Genomic DNA, 24,459 nt, shown 5'->3' with positions numbered 1-24,459 from the left:
TCAGCCTCCATACCCAGGGATCCGCAGCGCCTTTTCCCAACGGTGCAGGACCCAAACGAGGACGGCGACGATGCCGACATAGGAGAACAGAAGGACGTTCATCATCTCCCGCACGTTCAGATCCTCCGACCAGATCTGGGCGGCGACATATAGAAGTTCCGGAACGGCGATCGCGTAAGCGAGCGTCGTCGTCTTGACGAGGTTCACGAGATTGGTGCCGAGCGCCGACATGGAGATGCGGATGGCGAGCGGCAATACGATGTAGCGATAGGTCTGAAGCCGGGTGTAGCCCAGGGCCTCAGCGGCCTCGATCGTCGACTTCGGAACGGCCTCGATCCCGGAGCGGAAGATCTCCACGTTCATGGCGCCCGCGAAAAGCGACAGCGAGATGAGCGCCCAGCCGAAATTGCTGACGAGCGGTTGCGGCAGTCCGTTCTCTCCGGTGATCCGAAGAACGGTCCCGATCGCGAAGTAGAAGAAGTAGAGCTGCACCAGCGGCGGGGTGTTGCGGAAGAACGCCACGAAGAACCCGACCAGAACCCTCAGCGTTCGGCTGGGTGCGCCCTGGGCGGCGGCGCCAATGACGCCGACGACGAGAGAGAACAGGATGCAAAGGACCGACAGCTTGGCCGTCGTCCACAACCCGGCGAGGTATCGCCCGCGGTTGTAGTCGTCCTGGACGACCGAAAGATCCAAGAACCAATCCGGCCGGAGCCAATCGAGCACAGATTCCATGCCAATCCCCGCAAATGGTCCGAGCCGGCGCCATCAGGGGCGCCGGCCCGGTATCGGTTTGTGCCAAGCCTTACTGCAGCTTGTCGTGCTGTTCCTGCAGGAACGGGCTGGCCGCGATGCCGTTAGCGGCATTGCGCTCGATCAGGAAGCCCGACTTGTGCCAGTCGGTGACGATTTCGCTCATGAGCTGGCCGTAGGGCTGGTCGAGGTCTTCCAGCGGAACGGCGATCGACCACGCCTGCGGGTCCTCGGTCACGAGCGGCATTTCATACTCGGCCCACTGGGGGTCCGAAGCCAGCTGCGACTCGATCCAGGTGTTGTCGTAGAGGAAGGCCACGCAGCTGCCGTTGGTCAGCGCCGAGGTCGCTTCCGGGATGCCGGCGAAGGCGACGAGGTTCGGGCCGTAGAGCTGGGTCACGCGCTTGTTGTAGTAGGAACCCTGCAGGGCGCAGACGTCCTTGCCGCGGATGTCTTCCCATTCCTTCAGGCCAGCGGCCTTCGGAGCGATGACGTTGGTGCCGCCGGCGTAGTAGTTCGGCTCGATCATGCCGACGACTTCACGGCGCTCCGGGTTGTCGCCCATCGTGGCGATGATCAGGTCGATGCGGCCCTGCTGGAGGAATTCCATCCGGTTGGACGCGACGACCGGCACCAGCTCGACTTCCACGCCGAGACGCTGCGCGACGTCCTTTGCGAGGTCGATCTCGAGGCCGACGAGTTCGCCGTCAGTGGTCAGGTAGCCCCAGGGCTTGTAGTCCTGCTTGACGCCGACGACGATCTTGCCGGCGGCCTTGATGTCCTCGAGCTTGTCGGCCAGCGCCGGGCTCGCGAGAGTGGCGGCCATGCCCGCGGCAATGGCGAATCCGATCAGTTTCTTCATTCCGGTCTCCTCCACGGGCTAGTCCCGTGTTGTTGGGGTGAAACCCGCACGCCGCCTTGTTGGACGATGAGCGGGGAGTGTCTTTGATCGCTCCGCTGGTTCGGAGTTCTCTTTGCATTGGAAAGGGAAGGCGGATGGATTTCCGCCTTCCCTTTCGGAAGCGCGAATGAACGGGGCAGGGCAGGCGGCACAAGCGCCCTGAAGGCGTTCGGCAGGTCCGAATGATCCCGTCCGTAGTCCAGCCTGGTTTCCCTTTCCGTCCTGATTGCACCCCCGAGCCACGAACGCGGGGGCGCTTTTCTCTGCTGTCGTCAGCCGCGCAGCCGTTCGCCCTTCGGGTCGAAGGCGGGTTCGGCGAGGATAATGCCGCGATGCGGCCTGCCCAGGATCGCTACGGAGACTTCGGTGCCGGCGACGGCGCTCGGCGTCTTGATGAAGCCAAGGGCGAGCGACTTGCCGACCGAGAAGCCGTAGGCGCCCGAGCTGACCCGGCCGACGGGCGAGCCGTCCGGCAGGAAGATCGGCTCGCCGCCCGAAGCGTCGGCGATGTCCGCATCGACCTCGATCATCACGAGCTTCTCGCGCGGGGCCTGATCGGCCAGAGCCGCGTAGGCCTCCTTCCCGAGGAATTCGGGCTTGTCCATCTTGATGAGCCGGTCGAGGCCCACTTCCTGCGGCCAGTATTCGGGGCTGTATTCACGACCCCACGAGCCGTAACCCTTCTCGACGCGCAGCGACAGGAGGGCGCGGCTGCCGACCGGGCGTACGCCCAGGTCGCGGCCGGTTTCGAGAAGCGCGGAGTAGAGCTTCACCTGGTCGGCTTCCGGCACGTAGAGTTCCCAGCCGAGGTCGCCCGTGAACGAAACCCGGATGGCGATCGCATCGACGCCCGCGATGGAGATCCGGCGCGACCGCATGAAGGGGAAGGACGCGTTCGACAGGTCTTCCTGGGTCAGCCGCGACAGCAGCGTGCGCGCCTGAGGGCCGGCGACGTTGAAGCCGCAGAGCGCGACCGTCAGGCTCGTGAACGAGACCGTCTCGGGGCGCGGAACCTCCGTGAAGTAGCGCTGGTGGTAACGCTCGGCCATGCCCGAGCCTACCATGAAGAAGTGATCCTCGCCGAGCTTCGTGACCGTGAAGTCGCCCGCGATGCCGCCGCGTTTGCCGATGAGCGGCGTCAGGCAGGAACGCCCGATCTCGGAAGGGACGCGGTTGGCGATGATCCGGTCGAGCCACTCGCCGGCGCCTTCGCCCTTGACCTCGTATTTCGCGAAGTTCGAGATGTCGATCACGCCGACGCCGTCGCGCAGCGCCTTCACCTCGGTCCCCACATGGTCGAACCAGGGCTGGCGCGTGAAGCCGTAGGTTTCCTTCGGCTCGACGCCTTCCGGGGCGAACCACAAGGGATGTTCCCAGCCGTAGTTGAGGCCGAAGACCGCGCCCATGTCCTTCTGTATCTGGAAGGCGGGACGGGTGCGGACCGGACGGCCGGCGGCGCGCTCTTCATACGGGAAGTGGATCTTGAAGCGGTTGGCGTACTGATCCTGCACGCGGGCCTTGGTGAAGGCCTTGTCGGCCCAGTCGCCGAAGCGCGCGAGGTCCCAGGCGAACATGTCGTATTGCGGCTCGCCCTGGATGATCCACTGGGCGCTCATCAGGCCAAGACCGCCCGACTGCGAGAAGCCAGGGATGATGCCGGTGCAGCAGAAGTAGTTCTTCAGTTCCGGAACCGGGCCGTAGAGCGCCGCGCTGTCCGGCGACCAGATCATCGGGCCGTTGATGACCCGCTTGATCCCGGCCGTGCCGACCGCGGGCACACGGGCGATGGCGCGCATCATGTTCTCTTCGATCCGCTCGAGGTCATCGGCGAAAAGCTCGTGGCCGAAGCCCTGGGGCGTGCCGTCCTCGGCCCAGAAGCGCATGTCCTTTTCGTAGGCACCGATCAGGAGGCCGTTGCCCTCCTGGCGGAGGTAGTATTCGCCGTCGCGGTCCGCGACCGAGGGCAGGCGGCGGCCGAGCGATGCGATTTCCGCGATCGTCTCGGTCACGAAATACTGGTGCTCGGTCGGCTGAAGCGGCAGCTCGATCCCGGCAAGACGCGCGACCTCGCGGCCCCAGAGCCCTGCCGCGTTCACGACCCACTGGGTGTGGATGTTGCCGTTCGGCGTCTCGACGATCCAGGAACCGTCGGGCTGCTGGATGGTCGCCGTGACCGGGGTGAAGCGGTAGATCTCCGCGCCCAGTTTCCGCGCGCCGGCGGCGTAGGCATGCGTCACGCCCGAAGGGTCGACGTTGCCGCCGTCGGGTTCGTACATGATGCAGCGGATGCCGTCGAAATCGACCAGCGGATGCAGCCTTTCGGCCTCGTCGCGGGTGATGTTGTGGAAATCGGCCCTGAAGTAACGGGCCTTTGCTTCCTGAAGGCGCAGCTGATGTTCGCGGGCTTCCGTCTGCGCGAGGTAAAGCGATCCCGGCTGGAACACGCCGCAGCCCTGTCCAGTCTCCGCCTCAAGCTCCTTGTAGAGCTTCATCGTGTAGTACTGGATCTTCGAGATGTTGTTGTTGTCGTGCAGGCCGTGGATGTTCGCGGCCGCGTGCCAGGTCGAACCCGAAGTCAGCTCGTCACGCTCCAGCAGCACGACGTCGGTCCAGCCGAGTTTGGCGAGGTGGTAGAGAATAGAACAGCCGACCAGCCCGCCGCCGATCACAACCGCCTGTGCATGCGTCTTCATCGCAAGCTCCCAGTTTCGAGACTTGCGATTCCGTATCGGGCGGGATGGCTCCGAAATCCAGTTGCCTCTATATGATTGCCCAAACCAATGGAGATCATAAGCATGCCGAATAGAGCGAGTCCCCAGCCGCTTCCGGAGATCGGACTGCTCCGCGGCTTCCTCGAGATCGCGCGGTCTTCCAGCATGTCGGCGGCAGGTGCGGCGCTCGGGGTGTCGCAGCCGGCAATCACGCAACAGTTGCAGAGGCTGGAGGCGCAGATCGGTCAGCGGCTGGTGCATCGCAAGTCGCGCCCGCTGACGCTCACGGCGGCGGGAGAGGCGCTGGCGCAGGAGCTTCCGGGCCTGCTGGAACAACTCGAGTCGCTCGTGGCTCGGGTGCGTGGAACAGAGGGCGCCTCTCGGGAAGTCCTGCGGATGGCCATGCCAGACAGCCTTTCCTGCATCATCGGGGCGGAGTTCCTGTCGGCTTCCGGTTCGCTTGCCCAGACGGTCGAGCTGCGCTCCGGCATCTCGCCCTGGATCGAGGAGGCATTCCGCGCCCGGCAGTTCGACCTCGCCGTGGACAGTCCGCCCTTCGACCCCTCGACACGGGCGGAGTGCACGCCGCTTTTCAAGGATCCCTATGTGCTGGTCAGCCCGCGCCGCCTGAGCGGCCGGGAGCCGGCCGAGTTCGTCGCGGAGGATCACCAGGTCGCCTACGGCCGGACCTCGAAATTCGGGGCGGCCACGGCGGCGATCGCGCAGGAAATGGGCGCGGTCGAGCGGCCGCGTTTCAGCTTCGATTCGAGCCAGAGCCTCCTGCGCTTCGTCCAGGCTGGCTACGGCTGGGCGATCACCTCGACGTTCTGCCTGTTCCAGTTGCCCTCGGCGCTGCGTGACATCGACATACATCCGTGCCGCGAGGACCAGGTGCGGACCTTCTTCCTTCTGAACCGCAGGGACGAGACGCATGACCTCGCCGGGGAGGCGGCCCGGCGGCTGATCCATGTCTTCCGTCGGCTGGTGGACGGGCCCTGGGCGGCGGTCTCTCCCTTGGCGACCGACATGATCCGCGCTGCCAATCCGGGTATTTTCGAAACTACTGACGCCTGACCTGCGAGGGTGGCGCCCCGAACTCCGCGCTGTAGGCATTCGAGAAATGCGCCGAACTCGCAAAGCCCGTGGCGAGCGCGATCTCGGTCAGCGGGACGGAGGAGGTCTGGATCAGGTTGCGTGCCTTGCCGAGGCGGAGCGAACGGTAGAACGCCATTGCGCTCCTGCCCATCTTCTCGCGGAACAGGCGGTTCAGCTGGCGTTCGCTGACGCCCGCGAAGCCCGCCAGTTGCCCGAGGTCGAGCGGGTCGGAGATATGTGTCTCCATGACCTCGATGGCCAACAGGATCGCGCCGTTGGTCGTCCCGTAACGTTCCACCAGGCCAGCGCGCTGAGGCCCGGCGGAGGGGCGCACCTCCGTATGCATGAACCAGTCGCTGACGCCGCGGGCGAAGGCCTGTCCGTGGTGGAGCGCGATGAGCGCATGCATCAGGTCGAGCGGCGCCGAGCCGCCGGCGCAGGTGACGCGGTTCCGGTCGAGGACGAAAAGCGCCTTTTCCAGCAGGAGGTCCGGGTGACGCTCCAGCAGCGCGGGCATGTGTTCCCAGTGGATCGTCATGCGCCGGCCGGCCATCAGGCCGGCGTTGGCCAGAACGGCGGGCCCGCCTGACACTCCGCCCAGGACGACGCCTTGCCTGTCGAGCCGCCGCAGCCAGCCGAGGACGCGTTCGTTGGTGAACTGCATCGGGTCGCCGCCCGCCACCACGAGGACCATGTCGTGGTCGGTGCCCGCGTCCTGAACCTCGATGGCCGGCACTTCCGCCCCGCTGGAACTCCGGGCCGCGCGGCCTTCCGCATGGATGTGCCGGATGTCGTAGAGCATGTGCTCGGCAAGAAGATTCGCAGCGCGCAGCGGTTCGATCGCCGAGGCGTAGGACATCAGCGCGAAGCCGTCGATCAGCAGGAAGCCGATGCGGAAAGGCCGGGCGTCTGAAGAGATTGTGTCCATATCCTGCAACTAGACGACTGTTTCGCGCAATTCAATGCCGGGCGGCGCGTCCATTTTGCGCGGGTTACCCGTGGATGGAGCCCATGCGCTATTCTGCCCTGAAAATCTTCGCCGAGGCCCTGAAGGGCCACAAGGGCTGGACTCCGGTCTGGCGTGATCCGGAACCGAAGCCGGCCTACGACGTCGTGATCGTCGGTGGCGGTGGTCACGGACTTGCGACGGCCTACTACCTGGCCCGCGAGTTCGGCATCACCAACGTCGCCGTGCTCGAGAAGGGCTGGATCGGGTCGGGAAACGTCGGCCGCAACACGACGATCGTCCGCTCGAACTACCTTCTGCCGGGCAATGAACCCTTCTACGAGTTCTCCATGAAGCTCTGGGAAGGGCTTGAGCAGGACTTCAACTACAACGCGATGGTGTCGCAGCGCGGGGTTCTGAACCTCTTCCACAGCGACGCGCAGCGGGATGCCTACGCGCGGCGCGGTACGTCGATGAAGCTGGCGGGGGCCGACCCGGTCATGCTGGATACCGAGGGCGTGCGGAAGCTCTACCCGTTCCTCGACTTCGACAATGCGCGCTTCCCGATCCAGGGCGGGCTTCTCCAGCCGCGCGGCGGCACTGTGCGCCACGATGCGGTCGCGTGGGGCTATGCCCGCGGCGCCGACCAGCGCGGCGTCGATATCATCCAGAACTGCGAGGTCACGGGCTTCGACATCGAGAACGGCAGGGTCCGCGGCGTGCGGACCAACCGGGGAACGATCCGCGCCGCCAAAGTCGCGGTCTGCGTCGCCGGCTCGTCGGGCCGGGTCATGTCGATGGCCGGCATGCGCCTGCCGATCGAGAGCCACGTGCTCCAGGCCTTCGTGTCGGAAGGGCTGAAGCCGGTCATCCCCGGCGTCATCACCTTCGGCGCGGGCCACTTCTACATCAGCCAGTCGGACAAGGGCGGCCTCGTCTTCGGCGGCGACATCGACGGCTACAACTCCTATGCGCAGCGCGGCAACCTGCCCGTGGTCGAGGATGTCTGCGAGGGCGGCATGGCGCTGATGCCGGCAATCGGCCGGGCGCGGCTTCTCAGGATGTGGGGCGGCGTCATGGACATGTCGATGGACGGATCGCCGTTCATCGACAGGACGCACGTCGACGGCCTCTATTTCAACGGCGGCTGGTGCTATGGCGGCTTCAAGGCGACGCCCGCGTCGGGCTGGTGCTACGCCCACCTCCTCGCCACCGGCAACCCGCATCCCACCGCGACGGCCTATCGTCTGGACCGGTTCCGCACCGGTCACGTGATCGACGAAAAGGGCATGGGCGCGCAGCCCAACCTGCACTGAAGGCAAGATCCGATGATCATCCCACACCCTCTTCTCGGCCCCCGCGACGCCGCTGAGTTCGTCTACCTGGGCGACGCCTCTCTGATCGACCGCCCGGATCCCGACCTGCCCGACGCGATGGACCGGTTCCACGACTACCTCTACCTCCGCGACAACCCCGCCGGGCAGCACCGCGAGCTCTGGTATCACGAGCAGGGCGACCGTTCCTGGCTGGTGGTGACGCGCGACACGACGACCCACGAGGTCGTCAAGGTGGAACTCGCGCGCGACGTCGCGCTTGCACGGGGGCGCGGCAAATGACCCAGTCTCATCGTCTTTCCGGCGGTCTCGTCAATCGCGACAAGCCGCTCGGCTTCCGGTTCAACGGCGTGCAGTTTCAGGGCTTCGAGGGCGACACGCTCGCCTCGGCGCTGCTGGCGAACGGGCAACGGCTCGTGGCGCGGTCGTTCAAGTATCACCGCCCGCGCGGCATCCTGACGGCGGGTTCCGAGGAGCCGAGCGCGCTCGTGGAACTCCGGCACGGCGCGGCGCAGGAACCCAACACCCGGGCCACCGTCGCGGAGCTCTTCGACGGGCTCGAGGCGCGCAGCCAGAACCATCGCGGCTCGCTCCGCCACGATCTTCTGGCGGTGAACGACCTCTTCTCGAATTTCCTGACGGCCGGGTTCTACTACAAGACCTTCATGTGGCCGGCGGCGTTGTGGGAAAGGTTCTACGAGCCCGTGATCCGCGCGGCGGCCGGCCTCGGTCGGCTGTCGATGGAGCCCGATCCCGACGTCTACGACAAGGGCTTCCTGCACTGCGACCTTCTGGTGATCGGCGCGGGGCCCACCGGCCTCGCGGCGGCACTGGCCGCGGGGCGCAGCGGCGCGCGGGTGATCCTCGCGGACGAGGATTTCCTTCCCGGTGGCCGGCTCAACGCCGAGACGCATGAGGTCGACGGCATGCCGGGCCGCGACTGGGCTGCGAGGACGGTGGCCGAGCTTGCCGCCATGCCCAACGTGCGGGTGATGACGCGCACCACGGTCATCGGCGCCTTCGACCACGGCATCTTCGGCGCGCTGGAAAGGCGGACCGACCACCTCGCCGAAAGCGGCGGCAAGCCGCGCCAGATCCTCTGGCGCATCTATTCGGGCCGCTCGGTTCTCTGCGCCGGTTCGACGGAACGTCCGATCGCCTTCGGCGCCAACGACCGGCCGGGCGTGATGCTGGCCGGGGCCGTGCGCGCCTACGCGAACCGCTGGGGTGTCGCTCCGGGCCGCGAGGTCACGGTCTTCACCAACAACGACGACGGCTGGCGTACGGCCGCGGACCTGTCGGCGCTCGGCCTCCGCGTGACCGCGATCATCGACAGCCGCAAGGACGCCTACGGCACGGCGCCCAAGGGCACCGAGGTCATCGCGGGCGGGCGCATCGTGGACACGAAGGGGCGCCATGGCCTGCGGGAGATCATCCTCCAGGATGGCCGCCGGATCGCGACGGACTGCCTCGCGGTCAGCGGCGGCTGGAGCCCGAACGTTCACCTGACCTGCCACCAGCGCGGCCGTCCCGTCTGGCGCGACGACATCGCGGCCTTCGTTCCGGGTGGAGCCATGCCGCAGGGGATGCGCGTGGCCGGTGCGGCGAATGGCGCGCTGACGCTCGGCGCGGCTCTACGCTCGGGCGTCGAAGCGGCGCAGGCGGCGCTTTCGGACCTGGGACTGAAGTCTTCGAAGGGAGCGGCGCCCACGGCCTCGGACGAGGCGGCGGGCGTGTCGGCCTTCTGGCACGTCAAGGAATCCCGTGGCCGCGCCTGGCTCGATTTCCAGAACGACGTCACGGTGAAGGACGTGAAGCTCGCCCACCAGGAGGGCTTCCGTTCCGTCGAATTGCTGAAGCGCTACACGACGCTCGGCATGGCGACCGATCAGGGCAAGACGGCGAACGTCCCCGCGCTCGCCGTGATGGCCGAATGCACGGGCCGCACGATCGCGGAAACCGGCACGACGATCTTCCGCCCGCCCTATACGCCGGTTCCGATCGGTGCCCTGGCCGGCCGCGCAAGGGGCAAGGACTTCCGCCCGACGCGGCTCACGCCGAGCCATGACTGGGCCGCCGAGCAGGGCGCCGTCTTCGTCGAGGTCGGGCCGTGGCTGAGGGCGCAATGGTTCCCGCGCGCAGGCGAGACCGAGTGGCGGCAGTCTGTGGACCGCGAGGTTCTCCAGACCCGTGCGGCAGTGGGTATCTGCGACGTCTCTACGCTTGGAAAGATCGACATCCAGGGCCGCGATGCCGCGGCCTTCCTCGACAAGGTCTACATCAACGGTTTCTCCAACCTCGCCGTCGGCAAGGTCCGCTACGGGCTCATGCTGCGCGAGGACGGGATCGCCAAGGATGACGGCACGACGGCGCGGATGTCGGACACCCACTTCGTGATGACGACGACCACCGCGAACGCGGTCAGCATCTTCCGGCATCTCGAATTCTGCCGCCAATGCCTGTGGCCCGGGATGGACGTGCACCTGATCTCCTCCACCGACCAGTTTGCGCAATTCTCGGTCGCGGGCCCGCGGGCGCGGGATCTTCTGGCGCGGATCGTCGACAAGGATTTCGACATCTCGAACGAGGCCTTCCCCTACATGGCCTGTGCCGAGCTCACGGTCTGCAACGGCGTTCCGGCGCGGCTCTTCCGGATCTCGTTCTCGGGCGAGCTTGCCTATGAGGTCGCGGTCCCCGCGCGCTGCGGCGATGCGATGATCCGTGTCCTGATGGAAGCGGGGCGCGATCTGGGCGTCGTCGCCTACGGGACCGAGGCGCTCGGCGTCATGCGGATCGAGAAGGGGCACGCCGCCGGCAACGAGCTCAACGGCCAGACCACGGCGCGCGATCTCGGCATGGCGAAGATGATGTCGAAGAAGAAGGACTTCGTCGGCAAGACGCTCGCCGGGCGTGAGGGGATGCAGCGCGAGGACGGGCTGACGCTCGTCGGTTTCCGGCCCGTGAACCGCAACGACACGCTGACGGCGGGGGCGCATTTCCTGCCCGTCGGTGCGGCCGCCACGATGGAGAACGACGAGGGCTGGATGACCTCCGTCGCCTATTCGCCATCGCTCGGACACTCCATCGGCCTCGGCTTCATCCGGCGCGGTGGCGAGCGCATGGGCGAAGTCGTGCGCGCCTTCAACGCCGTCCGCGGGGGCGAGATCGCCGTCGAAATCGTGTCCCCCCATTTCATCGACCCCGAAGGAGAACGGCTCCGTGTCTGACTTCACGCTTTCCGCGCGCCCGGCACTGGGCGGCTTCCGTCACGACGCGGCCGGTGTGTCCGTGTCTGAGGTGACCGGTTTTTCGCTGGTCTCCCTCGCCGTTCCCTTGGGCGGGGAGGGGGCTCTCGCGGCTGCGCTGCGCGACGGCCTCGGCCTTGCACTTCCGGAAGCCGGATCCTCGACCGTCAGCCGCGACGGGCGGCACCGGCTGCTCTGGACGGCCCCGGACCAAACGATGCTGCTGAGCCTCCCGGGCTTCGACGCCCCGGTTTCCGAAACAGGAAGCGCCATCGGCGGCGCGGCCTACCTGACCGATCAGTCGGATGCCTGGGCGGCGCTCAGGCTCTCAGGCGAGAGGATCGGCGAGGTGCTGGAGCGCATGGCGCCGGTCGATACCGCGCCCGCCTCCTTCGGCCCCGGCCGCATCGCGCGCACGGTGATTGAGCACATGGGTGTCATCCTCGTCCGTGACGAGAACGGCGATATCCTGATGCTCTGCGCCCGTTCCTCGGCCCGCAGCTTCCTGCACGCCGTGATGACCACGGTGGAGTACCTGGCCGCCCCGTGACGGGCGGCCAGACGCTGCTCGGCGACGCTAACGACGCATGTTCCGCGACTTCTCCACGGCGGCATCGAGGCCGTCGTGGATCGCCCGCGAAAGCGGCGAGTTTTCCATTGCCAGCAGACCGGCCGCCGTGGTGCCCGCATAATCGATCATCTCGCGGACATGGTCCGCCGGCGTCGCTTCGCCGATGGACATCATGGTGCCGGCGGAAAGGAACAGCTGACGGATAGCCCTGTCGGCCACGTCGCGCCCAATGCCCTTGCCTACGGCATAGTCGGCCATGCACTTCGCGAAGTAAGCCACGAAACCGGGAACGGGGCCCGTCATGGCCGTGAAGTGATCGATGTTGCCTTCCTCGCCGATTTCGTCGGTCAGCCCGCAGGCGGCGAAGATGGCCGTGACTTTCCGGCGATCGTCCTCGGTGACCTCCGGGCTCGCGAACCAAGGGGAATAGGCGAGGCTCAGTGCGGCGGCGGGGCTGCTCATGGCCCTCACGACGCGCGATGCGCCGGTGAGCGCCTTGATCTCCTCGACCGTGACTCCCGCCATGACGGAAACCAGGAGCTTTCCAGCCGCTCGTATCCCGATGTCCGAGGCGCGCGCGGGCGGGACCGACAGGATGATGACGTCGCAGGCGTCCACCAGTTCCTGATTGTCGGTCGTGATCCTGATCCCGGCGTGACGCTCCAGACCGGCCGCGGATCCGGTGCGGTTCGATATCCAGAAGTTCGGGCCGGGAACGACTTCATGATCCAGCAAAGCCTCCGAAATCGCGCTGCCCAGCATGCCTGAGCCGCCTATGATGCCGATCGATCCGTCAATCTGGGTCATGCCGTCCTTCCCAAGAAGCAGTTTTCGCCGACTCCGCTTTGGTCGGCGCCCCGACCCTAGGGATAACGCGGGCGGACCGCCAGCCTGCATGGGACGTCGGCCGGACGCTTCCCGAACTGCGATGGACGGCATGGGGCAGGGGTTCCTTCTCCTTCCGGATTGCGGGCCGTTTCTGCGGCGACGAGCATTGCATACGCCAATAATTCGAATATTCTCGAAATATGGAAGAAATGATTCCCTCCCGCCTGTCGACGCTTGGCCACCCGCAGCGGCTGGCCATCTTCCGCCTGCTCATGCGGCGCTATCCGGACGGCGTTCCCGCCGGTGAGATCGGTGAGGCGCTTCAGATCCGGCCCAGCACGCTGTCGTCCTATCTGGCCTCCCTGACGCAAGCGGGCCTCGTGACGCAGACGCGGGTCGGCACTTCGCTGCGCTACTCGATCGAGATGCAGGAAGTGCGGGAAACCTTCGACTACCTACTTCTCGACTGCTGTCGCGGACGGCCCGAGGTCTGTTCGCCAGTTTCGTTCACGCCAAGGACGGGGTCCACCAAAATGTCGGACCGCAAGTACAACGTGCTCTTCATCTGCACGGGCAACTCCGCCCGCTCGGTCTTTGCGGAATCGATCCTGCGCCACGAAGCGGGCGATCGCTTCAACGCCTACTCGGCCGGAACGAAGCCCTATTCGGAGTTGAACCCCTTCGTGATCGACATGCTCCAGTCGAAGGATCACGACATATCGCAGTTGCGGGCCAAGAACGTGTCGGAGTTCCAGGGTCCCGACGCGCCGCGAATGGATTTCGTCTTCACGGTCTGCGACCAGGCCGCCAACGAGGAATGCGCGAGCTGGGACGGCCAGCCCATCAGCGCCCATTGGGGCATGCCCGATCCGGTGAAGGCGGAAGGGACTGACGCCCAGAAACGCCTCGCCTTCCAGCAGGCTTACGGAATGCTTCGCAACCGGATCCTCGCCTTCACGGCGCTGCCGCTGGACTCGCTGGATCGGATTTCGCTTCAGGCCGCGGTCGATGACATCGCGGCACACAAGGAGACTGCGCCCGAATGACCACATACGCGATCAACGGCCTCGGCCGTATCGGAAAACTCGCCCTTCGCCCCTTGCTGGAAAGCGGCGCGAGGATTGCCTGGCTCAACGATGCCGTCGGCGATCCCGCGATGCACGCCCATCTTCTGGAATTCGACACGGTGCATGGGCGATGGAACGCGGAGTTCGCGTCGGACGAAAACTCGATATCGATCGACGGTCGGCGGCTTGCGGTTCATTGCAGCCGCAGGATCGAGGATCTGCCGCTCGATGGTGTCGATGTTGTCATCGATTGCACCGGGGTCTTCAAGTCCGAAGCGAAACTCGCGCCCTATTTCGCGGCGGGGGTGAAGAAGGTGGTCGTCTCCGCCCCGGTGAAGGACGGGGACGCGGCCAACATCGTCTACGGCGTCAATCAGGATATCTACGATCCCGCAAGGCACCGCATCGTCACGGCGGCAAGCTGCACGACCAACTGCCTCGCGCCCGTCGTGAAGGTCATTCACGAGGCGATTGGGATCCGGCACGGTTCGATCACGACGATCCACGACGTGACGAACACACAGACCATCGTCGACCGGCCGGCGAAGGACCTGCGCCGTGCGCGGTCGGCGCTGAACTCGCTGATCCCGACCACGACCGGAAGCGCCACGGCGATCACGCTGATCTACCCGGAGCTCAAGGGCAAGCTGAATGGCCATGCGGTGCGCGTCCCGCTTCTCAACGCCTCGATCACGGACTGCGTGTTCGAGGTAGAAAGGGCAACGACGGCCGAAGAGGTCAATGCGCTCTTCAAGGCGGCGGCGGAAGGGCCGCTCAGGGGCATTCTCGGCTACGAGGAGCGGCCACTCGTTTCGGCGGACTACACCAACGACCCGCGCTCCGGCATCGTGGATGCGCCATCGACGATGGTCGTCAACGGCACGCAAGTGAAGGTCTACGCCTGGTATGACAACGAGATGGGCTATGCGCACAGGCTTGTCGACGTGGCGCTGATGGTCGGGGCCAGCCTGTGACCCGTCAGTCCGGTCTTTCGGCCTATGTCGCGGTCACGGCCGCGTATTGGGCATTCATGCTGACCGACGGCGCGCTGCGGATGCTGGTGCTCCTGCACTTCCACACGCTGGGGTTTTCGCCGGTCCAACTCGCCTATCTGTTCGTGCTCTATGAAATCGCGGGCATGGTCACCAATGTCTCGGCCGGGTGGGTCGCCGCGCGGTTCGGGCTGACCTCGACGCTTTACGCTGGGCTGGGACTTCAGGTCGTCGCGCTCGTCGCGCTGGCGCAACTCGATCCGGGCTGGGGGATCGGTCTTTCGGTCGCCTATGTGATGGCGGTGCAGGGCGCGTCGGGCGTGGCGAAGGACCTCGCGAAGATGTCTTCGAAATCCGCGGTGAAGCTTCTGGCGCCGAAGGACAACGGGGGGCTGTTCCGTTGGGTCGCGGTGCTGACCGGTTCGAAGAACGCAGTGAAGGGCGTGGGCTTCCTGCTGGGGGCGGCGCTGCTTGCCACGGTCGGCTTCGTCGGAGCCGTTTGGGGCATGGCGTTGTTGCTCGCGGTGATCCTTCTCGCCGTTGCGGTCGCCATGCCGGCGGGCCTGCCCAGGGGGCGCAAGGGGGCGAAGTTCTCCGAGGTCTTCTCGAAATCCGCGAACGTGAACTGGCTCTCGGTGGCGCGGGTCTTCCTGTTCGGCGCGCGCGATGTCTGGTTCGTCGTGGGCATCCCGATCTATTTCTACGCCGTCCTGTCGGACGGCACGGAGGACGGCAACCGCGCAGCCTTCTTCATGATCGGCAGCTTCATGGCTTTCTGGATCGTGCTGTACGGAGCGGTTCAGGCGGCCGCACCCCGCCTTCTGCGCGCCGCTACCAGGCCGGAGCACGAACTGGTTGGCGAGGCGCGGCGGTGGGCCATTATGCTGTTCCTGGTGCCGGCGATTCTTGCCCTGATGGCCTTTCTGTCGGGAGAGCCCGCAGTCTGGCTGACCGTCACCCTTGTCGCGGGACTGCTGTTTTTCGGCGGGATATTCGCGGTCAATTCATCGCTCCACTCCTACCTGATCCTCGCCTTCACGCGGGATGAACGGGTGACGATGGACGTCGGGTTCTACTACATGGCCAACGCAGGTGGACGGCTCCTGGGCACGGTGCTCTCGGGCGTCAGCTATCAGACCGGGGGGCTCGCGCTTTGCCTTGGAACGGCGGCAGTCATGGTGGGCCTCAGCGCGCTTGCGTCCGGGCGGCTGAGGGCGGAGGGAACGCCGGAGGTCGCGACCTGACGGCATCGTCGGCGCGGCAAGCGTCGGGGCAGGGGGGTGAAACCCCTAGGAGGGTCCCGCGACGCCTTGAGATACCGTCTGGCCGTTTCGCGCGTTGGCCGCTTCGTCCGAGCCGACCATTTCCGCCGTCGTCATGAGAGCCGAGAGCAGGGCGCGGCGCTGATCCTCACCCAAAGCCATGAACCGGGCCTCGAACGCGTCGCCCATCGGCGAGGGCGCTTCTTCCAGCAGATGCCGGCCCCGGTCGGTCAGCCGGGTATGGACGATCCGCCGGTCCGTCTCGGAACGATACCGTTCGATGAGCCCCTTGGCCTCGAGGTTGTCGAGGATACCGACGACCGTGGGCGCGCTGAGGTCGGCCGCGATCGAGATCGCGCGGCTTGTGACCTGACCAAGATCGCGGATGCATGTCAGAACGATGAGTTGCGGAAGCGTCAGACCGCTTTCGCGATTGATGCGGCTCGAATGCATGTCGAGCGCGCGCGACAGGCGCCGGACGGCCTTCAGGAAGGCGAATAACTCAAGATTCTGCGACATTTCCGCTCCGAGGTTGCGTTCCAATAGTTAAGACCCTAACTATTAGACGTCAAATCAGATCACGCGGTTGTGGCGGCTGCCCATAGCCCAGGGAGTGTCCCGGAGCCATGAGAGGCTCTCGGGGCAATGCCGCCGCGCTGTCATTCGGACGGCGCACCGCTTCCATCCAATGAAGAGGGGCATCAGAGCACGATGACGAACACCAGAATTCATAGCGCGGATAGTGTCGAGGCCAACAGTTCGACCTTCGGGGATCGGCTTGCCGCGGCCAGACAGGCGCAGGGGTTGAGCCGGGAGGACCTCGCCCGGCGCACCGGGATCCGGCTTGCCACGCTGTCGGCATGGGAGAACGGTCGCGGCGAGCCTGCGTCCAACCGGTTGCAGATGCTTGCGGGGATGCTGAACGTCTCGATCATGTGGCTCCTGACCGGGGAGGGCGAGGGCCTGCCGGAGCCGGCGGATCGTGACGCCATGCCCGAGAAGGTCCGCGACGTCGTTCTGGAAATCCGGAAACTGAAGGGCGAGCTCGCGGCGTCCACGCGGCGGCTTGGCCAGATCGAGAAGCGGTTCGGCAGCATCGCCCGGTCGCGCGTTTCCGACGCCAAGCTTGCTCCGGAACGTGGCTGAGGCGGCGCCGTCCGCGTGACGTCAAATCCATCAACGAAATCGGAATACGGAGACATCAAGACCCGTTATGTGCGGAATTTGCGGAGAAATCAGTTTCAACGGCGCGCCCGCGTCGGCCTCGGCGATCGAGAAGATGAGCGACGCGATGGCGCCGCGCGGGCCCGATGGCTCGGGCGCGGTGCTACGCGGCCGGGTCGGCTTCGGGCACCGTCGGCTGAAGATCATCGACCTGTCCGAAGCATCGGCCCAACCCTTCGTCGATACGGCGGCGGGACTGACGGTCGCGTTCAATGGCTGCATCTACAACTACCCTGAACTGCGTGCCGAGCTGTCCGGGCTGGGGCATCGCTTCGCCTCGACCGGGGACACGGAAGTGATCCTGAAGGCCTGGGCCGAATGGGGCCCCGCCGCTGTAGAGCGGCTCAAGGGCATGTTCGCCTTCGCCATTCACGAACGCGACTCCGGACGGGTGTGGCTCGTGCGCGACCGGTTCGGCATCAAACCGCTCTACTACGCGGAAAACGGAAAGACCCTGCGCTTCGCGTCGACGCTACCCGCCCTTCTTGCGGCCGGTGGCGTGGATACCGAGATCGACCGAGGCGCGCTGCACAACTACATGACGTGGCATTCGGTCGTTCCCGCGCCCCGCACGATCTTTTCGGGCGTGCGCAAGCTTCCGGCGGCGACGATCCGGCAGATCGAGCCCGACGGGCAGCACCGCGACCGCGTCTACTGGGAGCCCAGCTTCGCGCGCAGCGCGGAGGATGCCGAACGTTCGGCCGAGGACTGGCGCGAGCTTCTCCTGGAAGAACTCCGCGCCGCGGTGCGCCGCCGCATGGTCGCGGACGTGCCGGTGGGCGTCCTTCTGTCGGGCGGGGTCGACAGTTCCCTGATCGTCGGGCTTCTGGCCGAGGAAGGGCAGAAGCACCTCGCCACCTATTCGATCGGTTTCGAGGAAGCCAAGGGCGAGAAGGGCGACGAGTTCAAGTACTCCGACCTGATCGCGGATCACTACGGGACAAACCACCACAAGATCTTCATCCCGTCCGACGAGATGCTTGCGAACCTGCCTTCCGCCATCCGTGCGATGTCGGAACCGATGGTGTCCTACGACAACATCGGATTTTACCTCCTCAGCCGCGAGGTGTCGAAATCCATCAAGGTCGTGCAGTCGGGGCAGGGGGCGGACGAGGTCTTCGGCGGTTATCACTGGTATCCACCGATGGCGAGTTCCAACCGGCCGGTCGAGGACTACGCCGCGGCCTTCTTCGACCGCAGCCACGCGACAATGGCCGAGCATCTGAACCCGGATTACCTCGCCCGTCGCGACGAAAGCCTGGGTTTCGTCGCCGCGCATTTCGCGCTCGGCGGCGCGGACGATGCCGTGGACAAGGCGCTGCGGCTCGACACCAACGTCATGCTGGTCGACGACCCGGTGAAGCGGGTGGACAACATGACGATGGCTTGGGGGCTCGAGGCGCGGGTTCCCTTCCTCGACCACGAGCTCGTGGAACTCGCGGGCCGCATCCCTCCGGAACTGAAGCTCGCGCATGGCGGCAAGGGCATCCTGAAGGACGCCGCGCGCCGGGTCATCCCGTCCGAGGTGATCGACCGGCCGAAGGGTTATTTCCCGGTGCCGGCCCTGAAATACATCGACGGGCCGTACCTCGACATGGTCCGCGACGCGCTGACCTCGCAGCGGGCGCGCGAGCGCGCGATCTTCCGCGACGACTACCTCAACAAACTCTTCGCCGCTCCGTCCGAGCACATCACGCCGTTGCGCGGCTCAGAACTCTGGCAGGTCGCGCTGCTGGAGATGTGGCTGCAGGAGCAGGGAGTATGACATGACCACGAGGCCCCGCAGACCGGACGCTCAGCAACACCGCCTCAAGCGCCTTCGGCAAGACAGCCACGCCGCGGCGCAGGACCTTCCCAAGGTCACGCGCAACGCGGTCGTGGACTGCGGTTGGGGCCGGCTGATCTTCGCGCATACCTTCGAAAGCAACGCGCTTCTCGCCGAGACGCTGCGCGCGGAAGGGCCCGACCGGCGCGACATCGCCTTCTATGTTCCGGAACCGCAGGTCGCGCTTGCCGCGGCGCCACAGGAACTCTTCCTCGATCCGTCGGTGACATATCGGCTGGACCTGTCTACCTACCGCCCGGCCCGGCGCCGGCGTCAGGCGTTTTCGGTCCGGCGGCTGACGACGCGGGCGGACGCGGAGGCGGTCAACCTGATCTATGCCGAACGCAACATGGTTCCCGTGGCGCCGGAGTTCTTCTGGGGCAATCGTGACGCGCGCACGCTGACCGTGCTCGTCGCGGAGGACGCGGAGACGGGCGCCATTCTGGGGTCCGTCATGGGCGTCGACCACGCGCGCGCGTTCAACGACCCAAACCGGGGCGCCTCGCTCTGGTGTCTCGCGGTGTCGCCCAAGGCGCCGCATGCCGGGATCGGCGAGTCGCTCGTGCGCCGCCTGGCCGAGCATTTCCAGGCGCGTGGCGCCGCGCACATGGACCTTTCGGTGCTGCATGACAACGAGCAGGCGATCGCGCTCTACAAGAAGCTCGGGTTCCGCCGTGTGCCGGTCTACGCGCTGAAGCGCAAGAACCGGATCAACGAGCGGCTGTTTACCGGCGAGACCGGCGATGAGGGTCTGAACCCCTATGCCGGCATCATCGTGAACGAGGCGCGCCGGCGCGGCATCGGGGTCGAGATCTTCGACGCCGGCGCGGGGCTCTTCCGGCTTTCCTACGGCGGACGGTCGGTGCGCTGCCGGGAGGCGCTGAGCGAGTTCACCTCGGCCGTCGCGCTGTCGATCTGCGATGACAAGAAGCTGACCCACCGGATCGTCAAGGCGGCCGGCGTCACCGTTCCCGAACAGGTCGATGCCGGGGACGAGGGGGCGTGGAGCGACTTCCTCGAACGGCACGGAAGCGTAGTCGTCAAGCCGGCACGGGGCGAACAGGGGCACGGCGTCGCCGTGGGCCTGACCAGCGTCGAGGAGATCTCCGACGCGGTCGAGCGCGCCCGTCAGGTCAGTGACGACGTGGTGATGGAGCAGTACTTTCCCGGTGAGGACCTGCGGCTCGTGGTGATCGACTTCCGCGTGGTCGCGGCGGCGCTGCGGCGTCCGGCGCGTGTCGTCGGAGACGGGGTGACGAAGGTTCGCGACCTCATCAAGGCGCAGAGCCGCCGCCGGGCCGCTGCCACCGGGGGCGAGAGCCGGATCCCGATGGACGCGGAAACCGAACGCTGCCTGTCCCTTGCGGGGCTGACCATGGATGACATTCCCGAGAAGGGCCGCGAGGTCGTTGTCAGAAAGACCGCGAACCTGCACACGGGCGGGACGATCGAGGACGTCACCGGAGAAACGCATCCGAGGTTGATCGAGGCCGCCATCAGGGCCGCGCGGGCGATCGACATCCCGGTCACGGGTATCGACCTGATCGTGAAATCGCCGCGCGAACCCGACTACGTGTTCATCGAGGCGAACGAACGGCCGGGCCTCGCGAACCACGAGCCGCAGCCCACGGCCGAACGCTTCATCGACCTGCTTTTCCCGCTGTCGATCCCGGCGGCCGCGCGTGAGACGGGGTGGAGGCTGCAGGAATGAGTCAGAAACCGACGCGTCAGGATATTGACGTCGACTACCTCGCGGATCAGTTGTCGGAGCTTCTCGCGATCCCGAGCCCGACCGGATACACCGACAACATCGTGCGCCATGTGTGTTGCGAACTGGACCGGTTCGGGCTGGAATACGAACTGACCCGCCGCGGCGCCATCCGCGCCCGGCTTCAGGGGAACCGCCCGGCAGGGGCGCGTGCCTTCGTGTCCCACCTCGACACGCTCGGGGCGCAGGTCGCGGGGATCCGGCCGAACGGGCGGCTGGAACTCGTGCCGATCGGCACCTGGTCGGCGCGGTTTGCCGAGGGTGCGCGCGCGGAAGTGTTCACCGAAAAGGGTACCTATCGCGGCACAATCCTGCCGCCCAAGGCCTCCGGCCATACGTTCGGGGACGACGTGGACCAGGCTCCCATCGGCTGGCCGCATGTCGAATTGCGCCTCGACGCGTTGGCTCAGCACCCGGAACATGTCGAGCGTCTGGGCGTGACGATCGGCGACATCGTGGCCATCGATCCGCAGCCGGAGTTCCTCGGCAACGGCTTCATCGTTTCGCGCCACCTCGACAACAAGGCGGGCGTCGCGGTGATGCTGGCCGCGCTCAAGACGATGGCCGAGGGCCCCATGCCGCCAGTCGACATCTACTGGCTCTTCACGATCGCGGAAGAGGTGGGGCAGGGCGCCGCAGCGATCCTTCTGCCGGACATCGCCTCGATGGTGGCGGTCGACAACGGCACGACGGCACCGGGGCAGAACTCTTCCGAGTTCGGTGTCACGATCGCCATGGCGGACCAGACGGGGCCGTTCGATTACCACCTGACCCGCAAGATGACGAAGCTCTGCGAGATCAATGACATCCGCTACCAGAAGGACGTGTTCCGCTATTACCGGTCGGACAGCGCCTCGGCGATCGAGGCGGGAGCCGACGTGCGCACGGCGCTCGTGACCTTCGGCGTCGATGCCAGCCACGGTTACGAGCGTATCCACATGCACGCCCTGCGATCCCTTGCCGAACTTCTGACGGCCTATGCCCTGAGCGACGTCGGCATCCCCCGGGACGAGAACGCGATGGCCAGCCTCAGGGGCTTCACGCATCAGCCATTGGCACCCGCCGACCAGGAACTGACCGTCGAGACGAGGGTGATCCCGGAGGTGGCTCCGAAGCGCGGAAGGTAGGCCGAAGGGCGCGTGAAATGGCGGCGGAGTCCGAACCGGATTCCGCCGGATTCCTGAAATCAGACCGTGCCGGACAAGGAAGACCGACCGGGCCGCGCCTCTTGCGATTGCTGGAACAACTCGCCCTTGAAACTGTCACGCCGGCCGACGGAGACATAGGCTGTGAAACCAGCCGCGCCGGTATCTTCTTCAGAGTAGATATTCCGGAGATCGGCCATTTTCGGCGTGGTCATCGACTTCGCGAGGCGCGAGAGGTCGAGCGCCCGGAACTCGTTCCATTGCGTCAGGATAACGATGGCGTCGGCATCCTGCGCCGCGGAATAGGCGTCGTCGACCCAGGTCACGCCGGGCAGAAGCGCCTCGCCCTCGCGGCGCCCCTGTGGGTCGGTCACCCGAACCTTCGCCCCGCCGCCGACTAGGGCGGGAACGATTGTCAGGCTCGGCGCTTCGCGCATGTCGTCGGTGTCTGGCTTGAACGTGACCCCTAGCACGCCGATCGTCTTGCCGTTCACCGATCCGCCGCAGAGATCGATGATCTTGTCGATCATGCGCCGTTTCACGGCGTCGTTCACCTTCATGACCGTTTCCGTGATCTGCATCGGGCAAGCATGGTCCTGACCGATCCGGGCCAGCGCGCTGGTGTCCTTCGGGAAACAGGAGCCGCCATAGCCCGGGCCCGCGTGCAGGAACTTGTTCCCGATGCGATTGTCCAGCCCCATGCCGCGCGCCACGGCCTTGATGTCCGCGCCCACCCGTTCGCAGAGGGCGGCGATTTCGTTGATGAAGGTGATTTTGGTCGCGAGGAAGGCGTTGGCGGCGTACTTGATCATCTCGGCCGACTCGAGGTCCGTGTAGACGATCGGGAAATCGCGCAGGAAGAGCGGTCGATAGATGCTGCCCATGACTCCCTTCACGCGGTCGGATTCGACACCGACGACGACCCGATCGGGCCGCATGAAGTCGTCGATCGCGGCGCCCTCGCGAAGGAACTCCGGGTTGGATGCGACGTCGAAATCGATGTCCGGACGGGTGGTGCGGACGATCGCGGCCACCTTGCGGTTCGTGCCGACCGGGACGGTCGACTTCGTCACGATGACGGCATACCCGGTCAGCGCCCGGGCAATCTCCTCGGCCGCGGCGAAGACGTAGGTAAGATCGGCATGGCCGTCACCGCGCCGCGTCGGCGTGCCGACCGCGATGAAGATCGCCTCCGCCCCATCGACGGCGGCGCGAAGGTCAGTCGTGAAGGAAAGTCGTCCGGCTTCGACGTTCGTTGAAAGAAGCGCGTCGAGGCCCGGTTCGTAGATCGGGATCCTTCCAGCCTCGAGCATCGAAATCTTTTCCGGGTTCTTGTCGACGCAGACGACCTCGTGGCCGAAGTCGGAGAAACATACGCCCGACACGAGGCCCACATAGCCTGTCCCGATAACTGCGATTTTCATGGGGGTACTCCAAAATCATTTGCCACGCGACAATGAACTGCCGATGAACCCTATCGAGACAGGCTAAGGTTTTCCCTCACTTCGCATCAAGTGTTCCACCCCGCCTTGGACGCAGGCGTGGCTGGAAGTCGGTCCGTTTCGCGCAGTCAATCCCGTTGAGAGGGGAGATCCCGTCGGTCCGACGATCATTCGGGGCGGGCGCTTCCCGTATTCCAGAGGCACTGCCTTCTCCCGATCGATCCGGTGTCGGACAAGCGCCCTGACAACCGATTGCAGGGTCTAGGAGGTCAGGGTCTGTTCTCGGCCGCCATCTTCAGCGCAAGGGCGAAATCGGACGGCGCCGCGGTCAGGAGACCCACGCCCGCCGCCGCGAAAAACTCCGCCACCGCTGCCTCCGCGTCGTCGACCGCAAGGCCACGAAGTGCGGCTTCCAGGTCGGGAATGACGCGGGGTGGGGTGACGAAGAAATCGCCGGTGAACTGGATTTCCCGAATGCGATCCTGCCTTGGGCCTTCCAGACGCAAATGGGCCTCGATCGTGCCGCCGGCGCCGGTGTGGCGGGCCGAGATGACGTCGGCCGGATGCGAGGGGTCGTCTATCTCGTAGACGAAGTCGTCGGTTCCGATTTCCTCGTCGAAGATGGCCCTCGCGGCCGCTTCCTCGCTTTCGAGGATCTCGCCGGGCACGGGCGAAATGCCGAGGCGCTCGGCAAAGCCCTCAAGGATGGCCGCCTTGACCTCCGAAATCGGGGGTGGGTTTCCGTCGAACAGTTCGGTCATCGTCACGACGCGCTGTGCGCCGCTCGTCTGACCTCGCTTCGCCAGTTTCGCCGCCGGGATGTTCAGGAGCGAAGCCATCTTCGCCCCGTCCATGGCGACGAGGACCGTCCCCTGGTAGAAGATGGTGTCGCCGTCGAAGAAGCCCCCGGTCCCGGAGATCTTGCGGCCGTCGACCTCGATATCGTTGCGCGGCCGGTAGCGCGCGTCGATGCCGAGCCGCGAGAGGCCCGCGGCTGCCGCCTCGCAAATCTCCCGCGCGAGGTCGCCGAGGTTCGTGAGGCCGAGCGTGGATTTGTGGAAGACCAGTTCCCAGCCGAACTGCCCTTCGTCGAGGTAGAGCGCCCCGCCGCCCGTGATGCGGCGCCCGATCCCTACGCCCGCGACACGGCAGGCGTCGAGGTTCAGTTCCTGGCTGATCGCCTGGTGCCGTCCGACGAGAACCGAGGGCGGGAATTGCAGGAACCGGACCGTGTCGGGCGTGGTCCCGGCCTTGTGCCCGGCGATCAGCGCCTGGTCGAAGGCCATCTGTTCTCGGCAGCCGCGGATGCCCGTGTCGATCACGCGGAATGGCTTGGTCATGTGGTGCGGC

General features: G+C 66.0%; 20 protein-coding genes. 12 read left to right on the top strand and 8 right to left on the bottom strand.

Annotated elements, in window-relative coordinates; all coding sequences use genetic code 11:
• From ABCN56_RS02150 to ABCN56_RS02140, 3 genes are all read right to left on the bottom strand, one after another.
• Window positions 1–735 (bottom strand): amino acid ABC transporter permease, encoded by a 735-nt coding sequence (locus ABCN56_RS02150; RefSeq protein ID WP_343079122.1) that lies wholly within the window; start codon window positions 733–735, stop codon window positions 1–3.
• A gap of 70 nt (window positions 736–805) precedes the next feature.
• A complete protein-coding gene (locus tag ABCN56_RS02145) occupies window positions 806–1,615 on the bottom strand; it encodes a transporter substrate-binding domain-containing protein (RefSeq protein ID WP_343079121.1) in 810 nt (269 codons plus the stop codon).
• A 311-nt stretch (window positions 1,616–1,926) separates the two neighbouring features.
• Window positions 1,927–4,347: a GcvT family protein gene (locus ABCN56_RS02140; protein WP_343079120.1), complete on the bottom strand. Its 2,421-nt coding sequence runs from the start codon at window positions 4,345–4,347 to the stop codon at window positions 1,927–1,929.
• Window positions 4,348–4,449: 102 nt separating this feature from the next.
• Here ABCN56_RS02140 and ABCN56_RS02135 point away from each other — a divergent pair, with 102 nt between their 5' ends.
• Window positions 4,450–5,439, top strand: a complete 990-nt coding sequence (locus ABCN56_RS02135; RefSeq protein ID WP_343079119.1) for a LysR family transcriptional regulator — start codon at window positions 4,450–4,452, stop codon at window positions 5,437–5,439.
• On the opposite strand, the gene ABCN56_RS02130 is transcribed toward ABCN56_RS02135, so the two are convergent.
• Window positions 5,426–6,388: a GlxA family transcriptional regulator gene (locus ABCN56_RS02130; protein ID WP_343079118.1), complete on the bottom strand. Its 963-nt coding sequence runs from the start codon at window positions 6,386–6,388 to the stop codon at window positions 5,426–5,428. The genes ABCN56_RS02135 and ABCN56_RS02130 overlap by 14 nt on opposite strands.
• An 83-nt stretch (window positions 6,389–6,471) precedes the next feature.
• Between ABCN56_RS02130 and ABCN56_RS02125 the strand changes: the two genes are divergently transcribed.
• From ABCN56_RS02125 to ABCN56_RS02110, 4 genes are read left to right on the top strand one after another with little or no spacing between them, the layout of a single operon-like run.
• A complete protein-coding gene (locus ABCN56_RS02125; protein WP_343079117.1) occupies window positions 6,472–7,722 on the top strand; it encodes a sarcosine oxidase subunit beta family protein in 1,251 nt (416 codons plus the stop codon).
• Window positions 7,723–7,734: 12 nt separating this feature from the next.
• A complete protein-coding gene (locus ABCN56_RS02120) occupies window positions 7,735–8,022 on the top strand; it encodes a sarcosine oxidase subunit delta (RefSeq protein WP_343079116.1) in 288 nt (95 codons plus the stop codon).
• Window positions 8,019–10,967: a sarcosine oxidase subunit alpha family protein gene (locus tag ABCN56_RS02115; protein WP_343079115.1), complete on the top strand. Its 2,949-nt coding sequence runs from the start codon at window positions 8,019–8,021 to the stop codon at window positions 10,965–10,967. The genes ABCN56_RS02120 and ABCN56_RS02115 overlap by 4 nt, the downstream gene beginning before the upstream one ends.
• The gene (locus ABCN56_RS02110; RefSeq protein WP_343079114.1) at window positions 10,960–11,535 is read left to right on the top strand and encodes a sarcosine oxidase subunit gamma; all 576 of its coding nucleotides are present in this window, start codon (window positions 10,960–10,962) and stop codon (window positions 11,533–11,535) included. The genes ABCN56_RS02115 and ABCN56_RS02110 overlap by 8 nt, the downstream gene beginning before the upstream one ends.
• Before the next feature lie 27 nt (window positions 11,536–11,562).
• Here ABCN56_RS02110 and ABCN56_RS02105 read toward each other — a convergent pair whose 3' ends face one another.
• Window positions 11,563–12,363 carry a pyrroline-5-carboxylate reductase family protein gene (locus ABCN56_RS02105; RefSeq protein ID WP_343079113.1) on the bottom strand — a complete coding sequence of 267 codons (801 nt, stop codon included), beginning with the start codon at window positions 12,361–12,363 and terminating at the stop codon, window positions 11,563–11,565.
• Between the two features lie 221 nt (window positions 12,364–12,584).
• Between ABCN56_RS02105 and ABCN56_RS02100 the strand changes: the two genes are divergently transcribed.
• The 3 genes from ABCN56_RS02100 to arsJ are packed head-to-tail and all read left to right on the top strand — an operon-like array spanning window position 12,585 to window position 15,687.
• The gene (locus ABCN56_RS02100; RefSeq protein ID WP_343079112.1) at window positions 12,585–13,430 is read left to right on the top strand and encodes an arsenate reductase/protein-tyrosine-phosphatase family protein; all 846 of its coding nucleotides are present in this window, start codon (window positions 12,585–12,587) and stop codon (window positions 13,428–13,430) included.
• The gene (locus ABCN56_RS02095) at window positions 13,427–14,425 is read left to right on the top strand and encodes an ArsJ-associated glyceraldehyde-3-phosphate dehydrogenase (RefSeq protein WP_343079111.1); all 999 of its coding nucleotides are present in this window, start codon (window positions 13,427–13,429) and stop codon (window positions 14,423–14,425) included. Before ABCN56_RS02100 ends, ABCN56_RS02095 begins: the two co-directional genes overlap by 4 nt.
• Window positions 14,422–15,687: an organoarsenical effux MFS transporter ArsJ gene (gene arsJ, locus ABCN56_RS02090; RefSeq protein WP_343079110.1), complete on the top strand. Its 1,266-nt coding sequence runs from the start codon at window positions 14,422–14,424 to the stop codon at window positions 15,685–15,687. Before ABCN56_RS02095 ends, arsJ begins: the two co-directional genes overlap by 4 nt.
• A 45-nt stretch (window positions 15,688–15,732) precedes the next feature.
• On the opposite strand, the gene ABCN56_RS02085 is transcribed toward arsJ, so the two are convergent.
• Entirely contained in the window at window positions 15,733–16,224 is a 492-nt protein-coding gene (locus ABCN56_RS02085; RefSeq protein WP_343079109.1) for a MarR family winged helix-turn-helix transcriptional regulator, read from the bottom strand.
• A 192-nt stretch (window positions 16,225–16,416) separates the two neighbouring features.
• On the opposite strand from ABCN56_RS02085, the gene ABCN56_RS02080 reads away from it, so the two are divergent.
• From ABCN56_RS02080 to ABCN56_RS02065, 4 genes are all read left to right on the top strand, one after another.
• On the top strand, window positions 16,417–16,851 hold the full coding sequence (locus ABCN56_RS02080; protein ID WP_343079108.1) for a helix-turn-helix domain-containing protein: 435 nt from the start codon (window positions 16,417–16,419) through the stop codon (window positions 16,849–16,851).
• Between the two features lie 67 nt (window positions 16,852–16,918).
• A complete protein-coding gene (locus ABCN56_RS02075; RefSeq protein WP_343079107.1) occupies window positions 16,919–18,694 on the top strand; it encodes an N-acetylglutaminylglutamine amidotransferase in 1,776 nt (591 codons plus the stop codon).
• Window position 18,695: 1 nt separating this feature from the next.
• Window positions 18,696–20,465, top strand: a complete 1,770-nt coding sequence (gene ngg, locus ABCN56_RS02070) for an N-acetylglutaminylglutamine synthetase (RefSeq protein WP_343079106.1) — start codon at window positions 18,696–18,698, stop codon at window positions 20,463–20,465.
• Complete coding sequence (locus ABCN56_RS02065; protein WP_343079105.1) at window positions 20,462–21,649, top strand: osmoprotectant NAGGN system M42 family peptidase; 1,188 nt, start codon at window positions 20,462–20,464, stop codon at window positions 21,647–21,649. Before ngg ends, ABCN56_RS02065 begins: the two co-directional genes overlap by 4 nt.
• A 59-nt stretch (window positions 21,650–21,708) precedes the next feature.
• Here the strand turns inward: ABCN56_RS02065 and ABCN56_RS02060 are convergent, their stop codons facing one another.
• Window positions 21,709–23,091: a UDP-glucose dehydrogenase family protein gene (locus tag ABCN56_RS02060; protein ID WP_343079104.1), complete on the bottom strand. Its 1,383-nt coding sequence runs from the start codon at window positions 23,089–23,091 to the stop codon at window positions 21,709–21,711.
• A gap of 287 nt (window positions 23,092–23,378) precedes the next feature.
• Entirely contained in the window at window positions 23,379–24,449 is a 1,071-nt protein-coding gene (locus ABCN56_RS02055; protein ID WP_343079103.1) for a lipoate--protein ligase family protein, read from the bottom strand.
• Window positions 24,450–24,459 lie beyond the last annotated feature (10 nt).

The organism is Ostreiculturibacter nitratireducens (genome assembly GCF_032670585.1).
GTDB classification, from domain to species: Bacteria; Pseudomonadota; Alphaproteobacteria; order Rhodobacterales; family Rhodobacteraceae; genus Ostreiculturibacter; species Ostreiculturibacter nitratireducens.
This window is presented reverse-complemented; position numbering and strand designations above follow the sequence as displayed.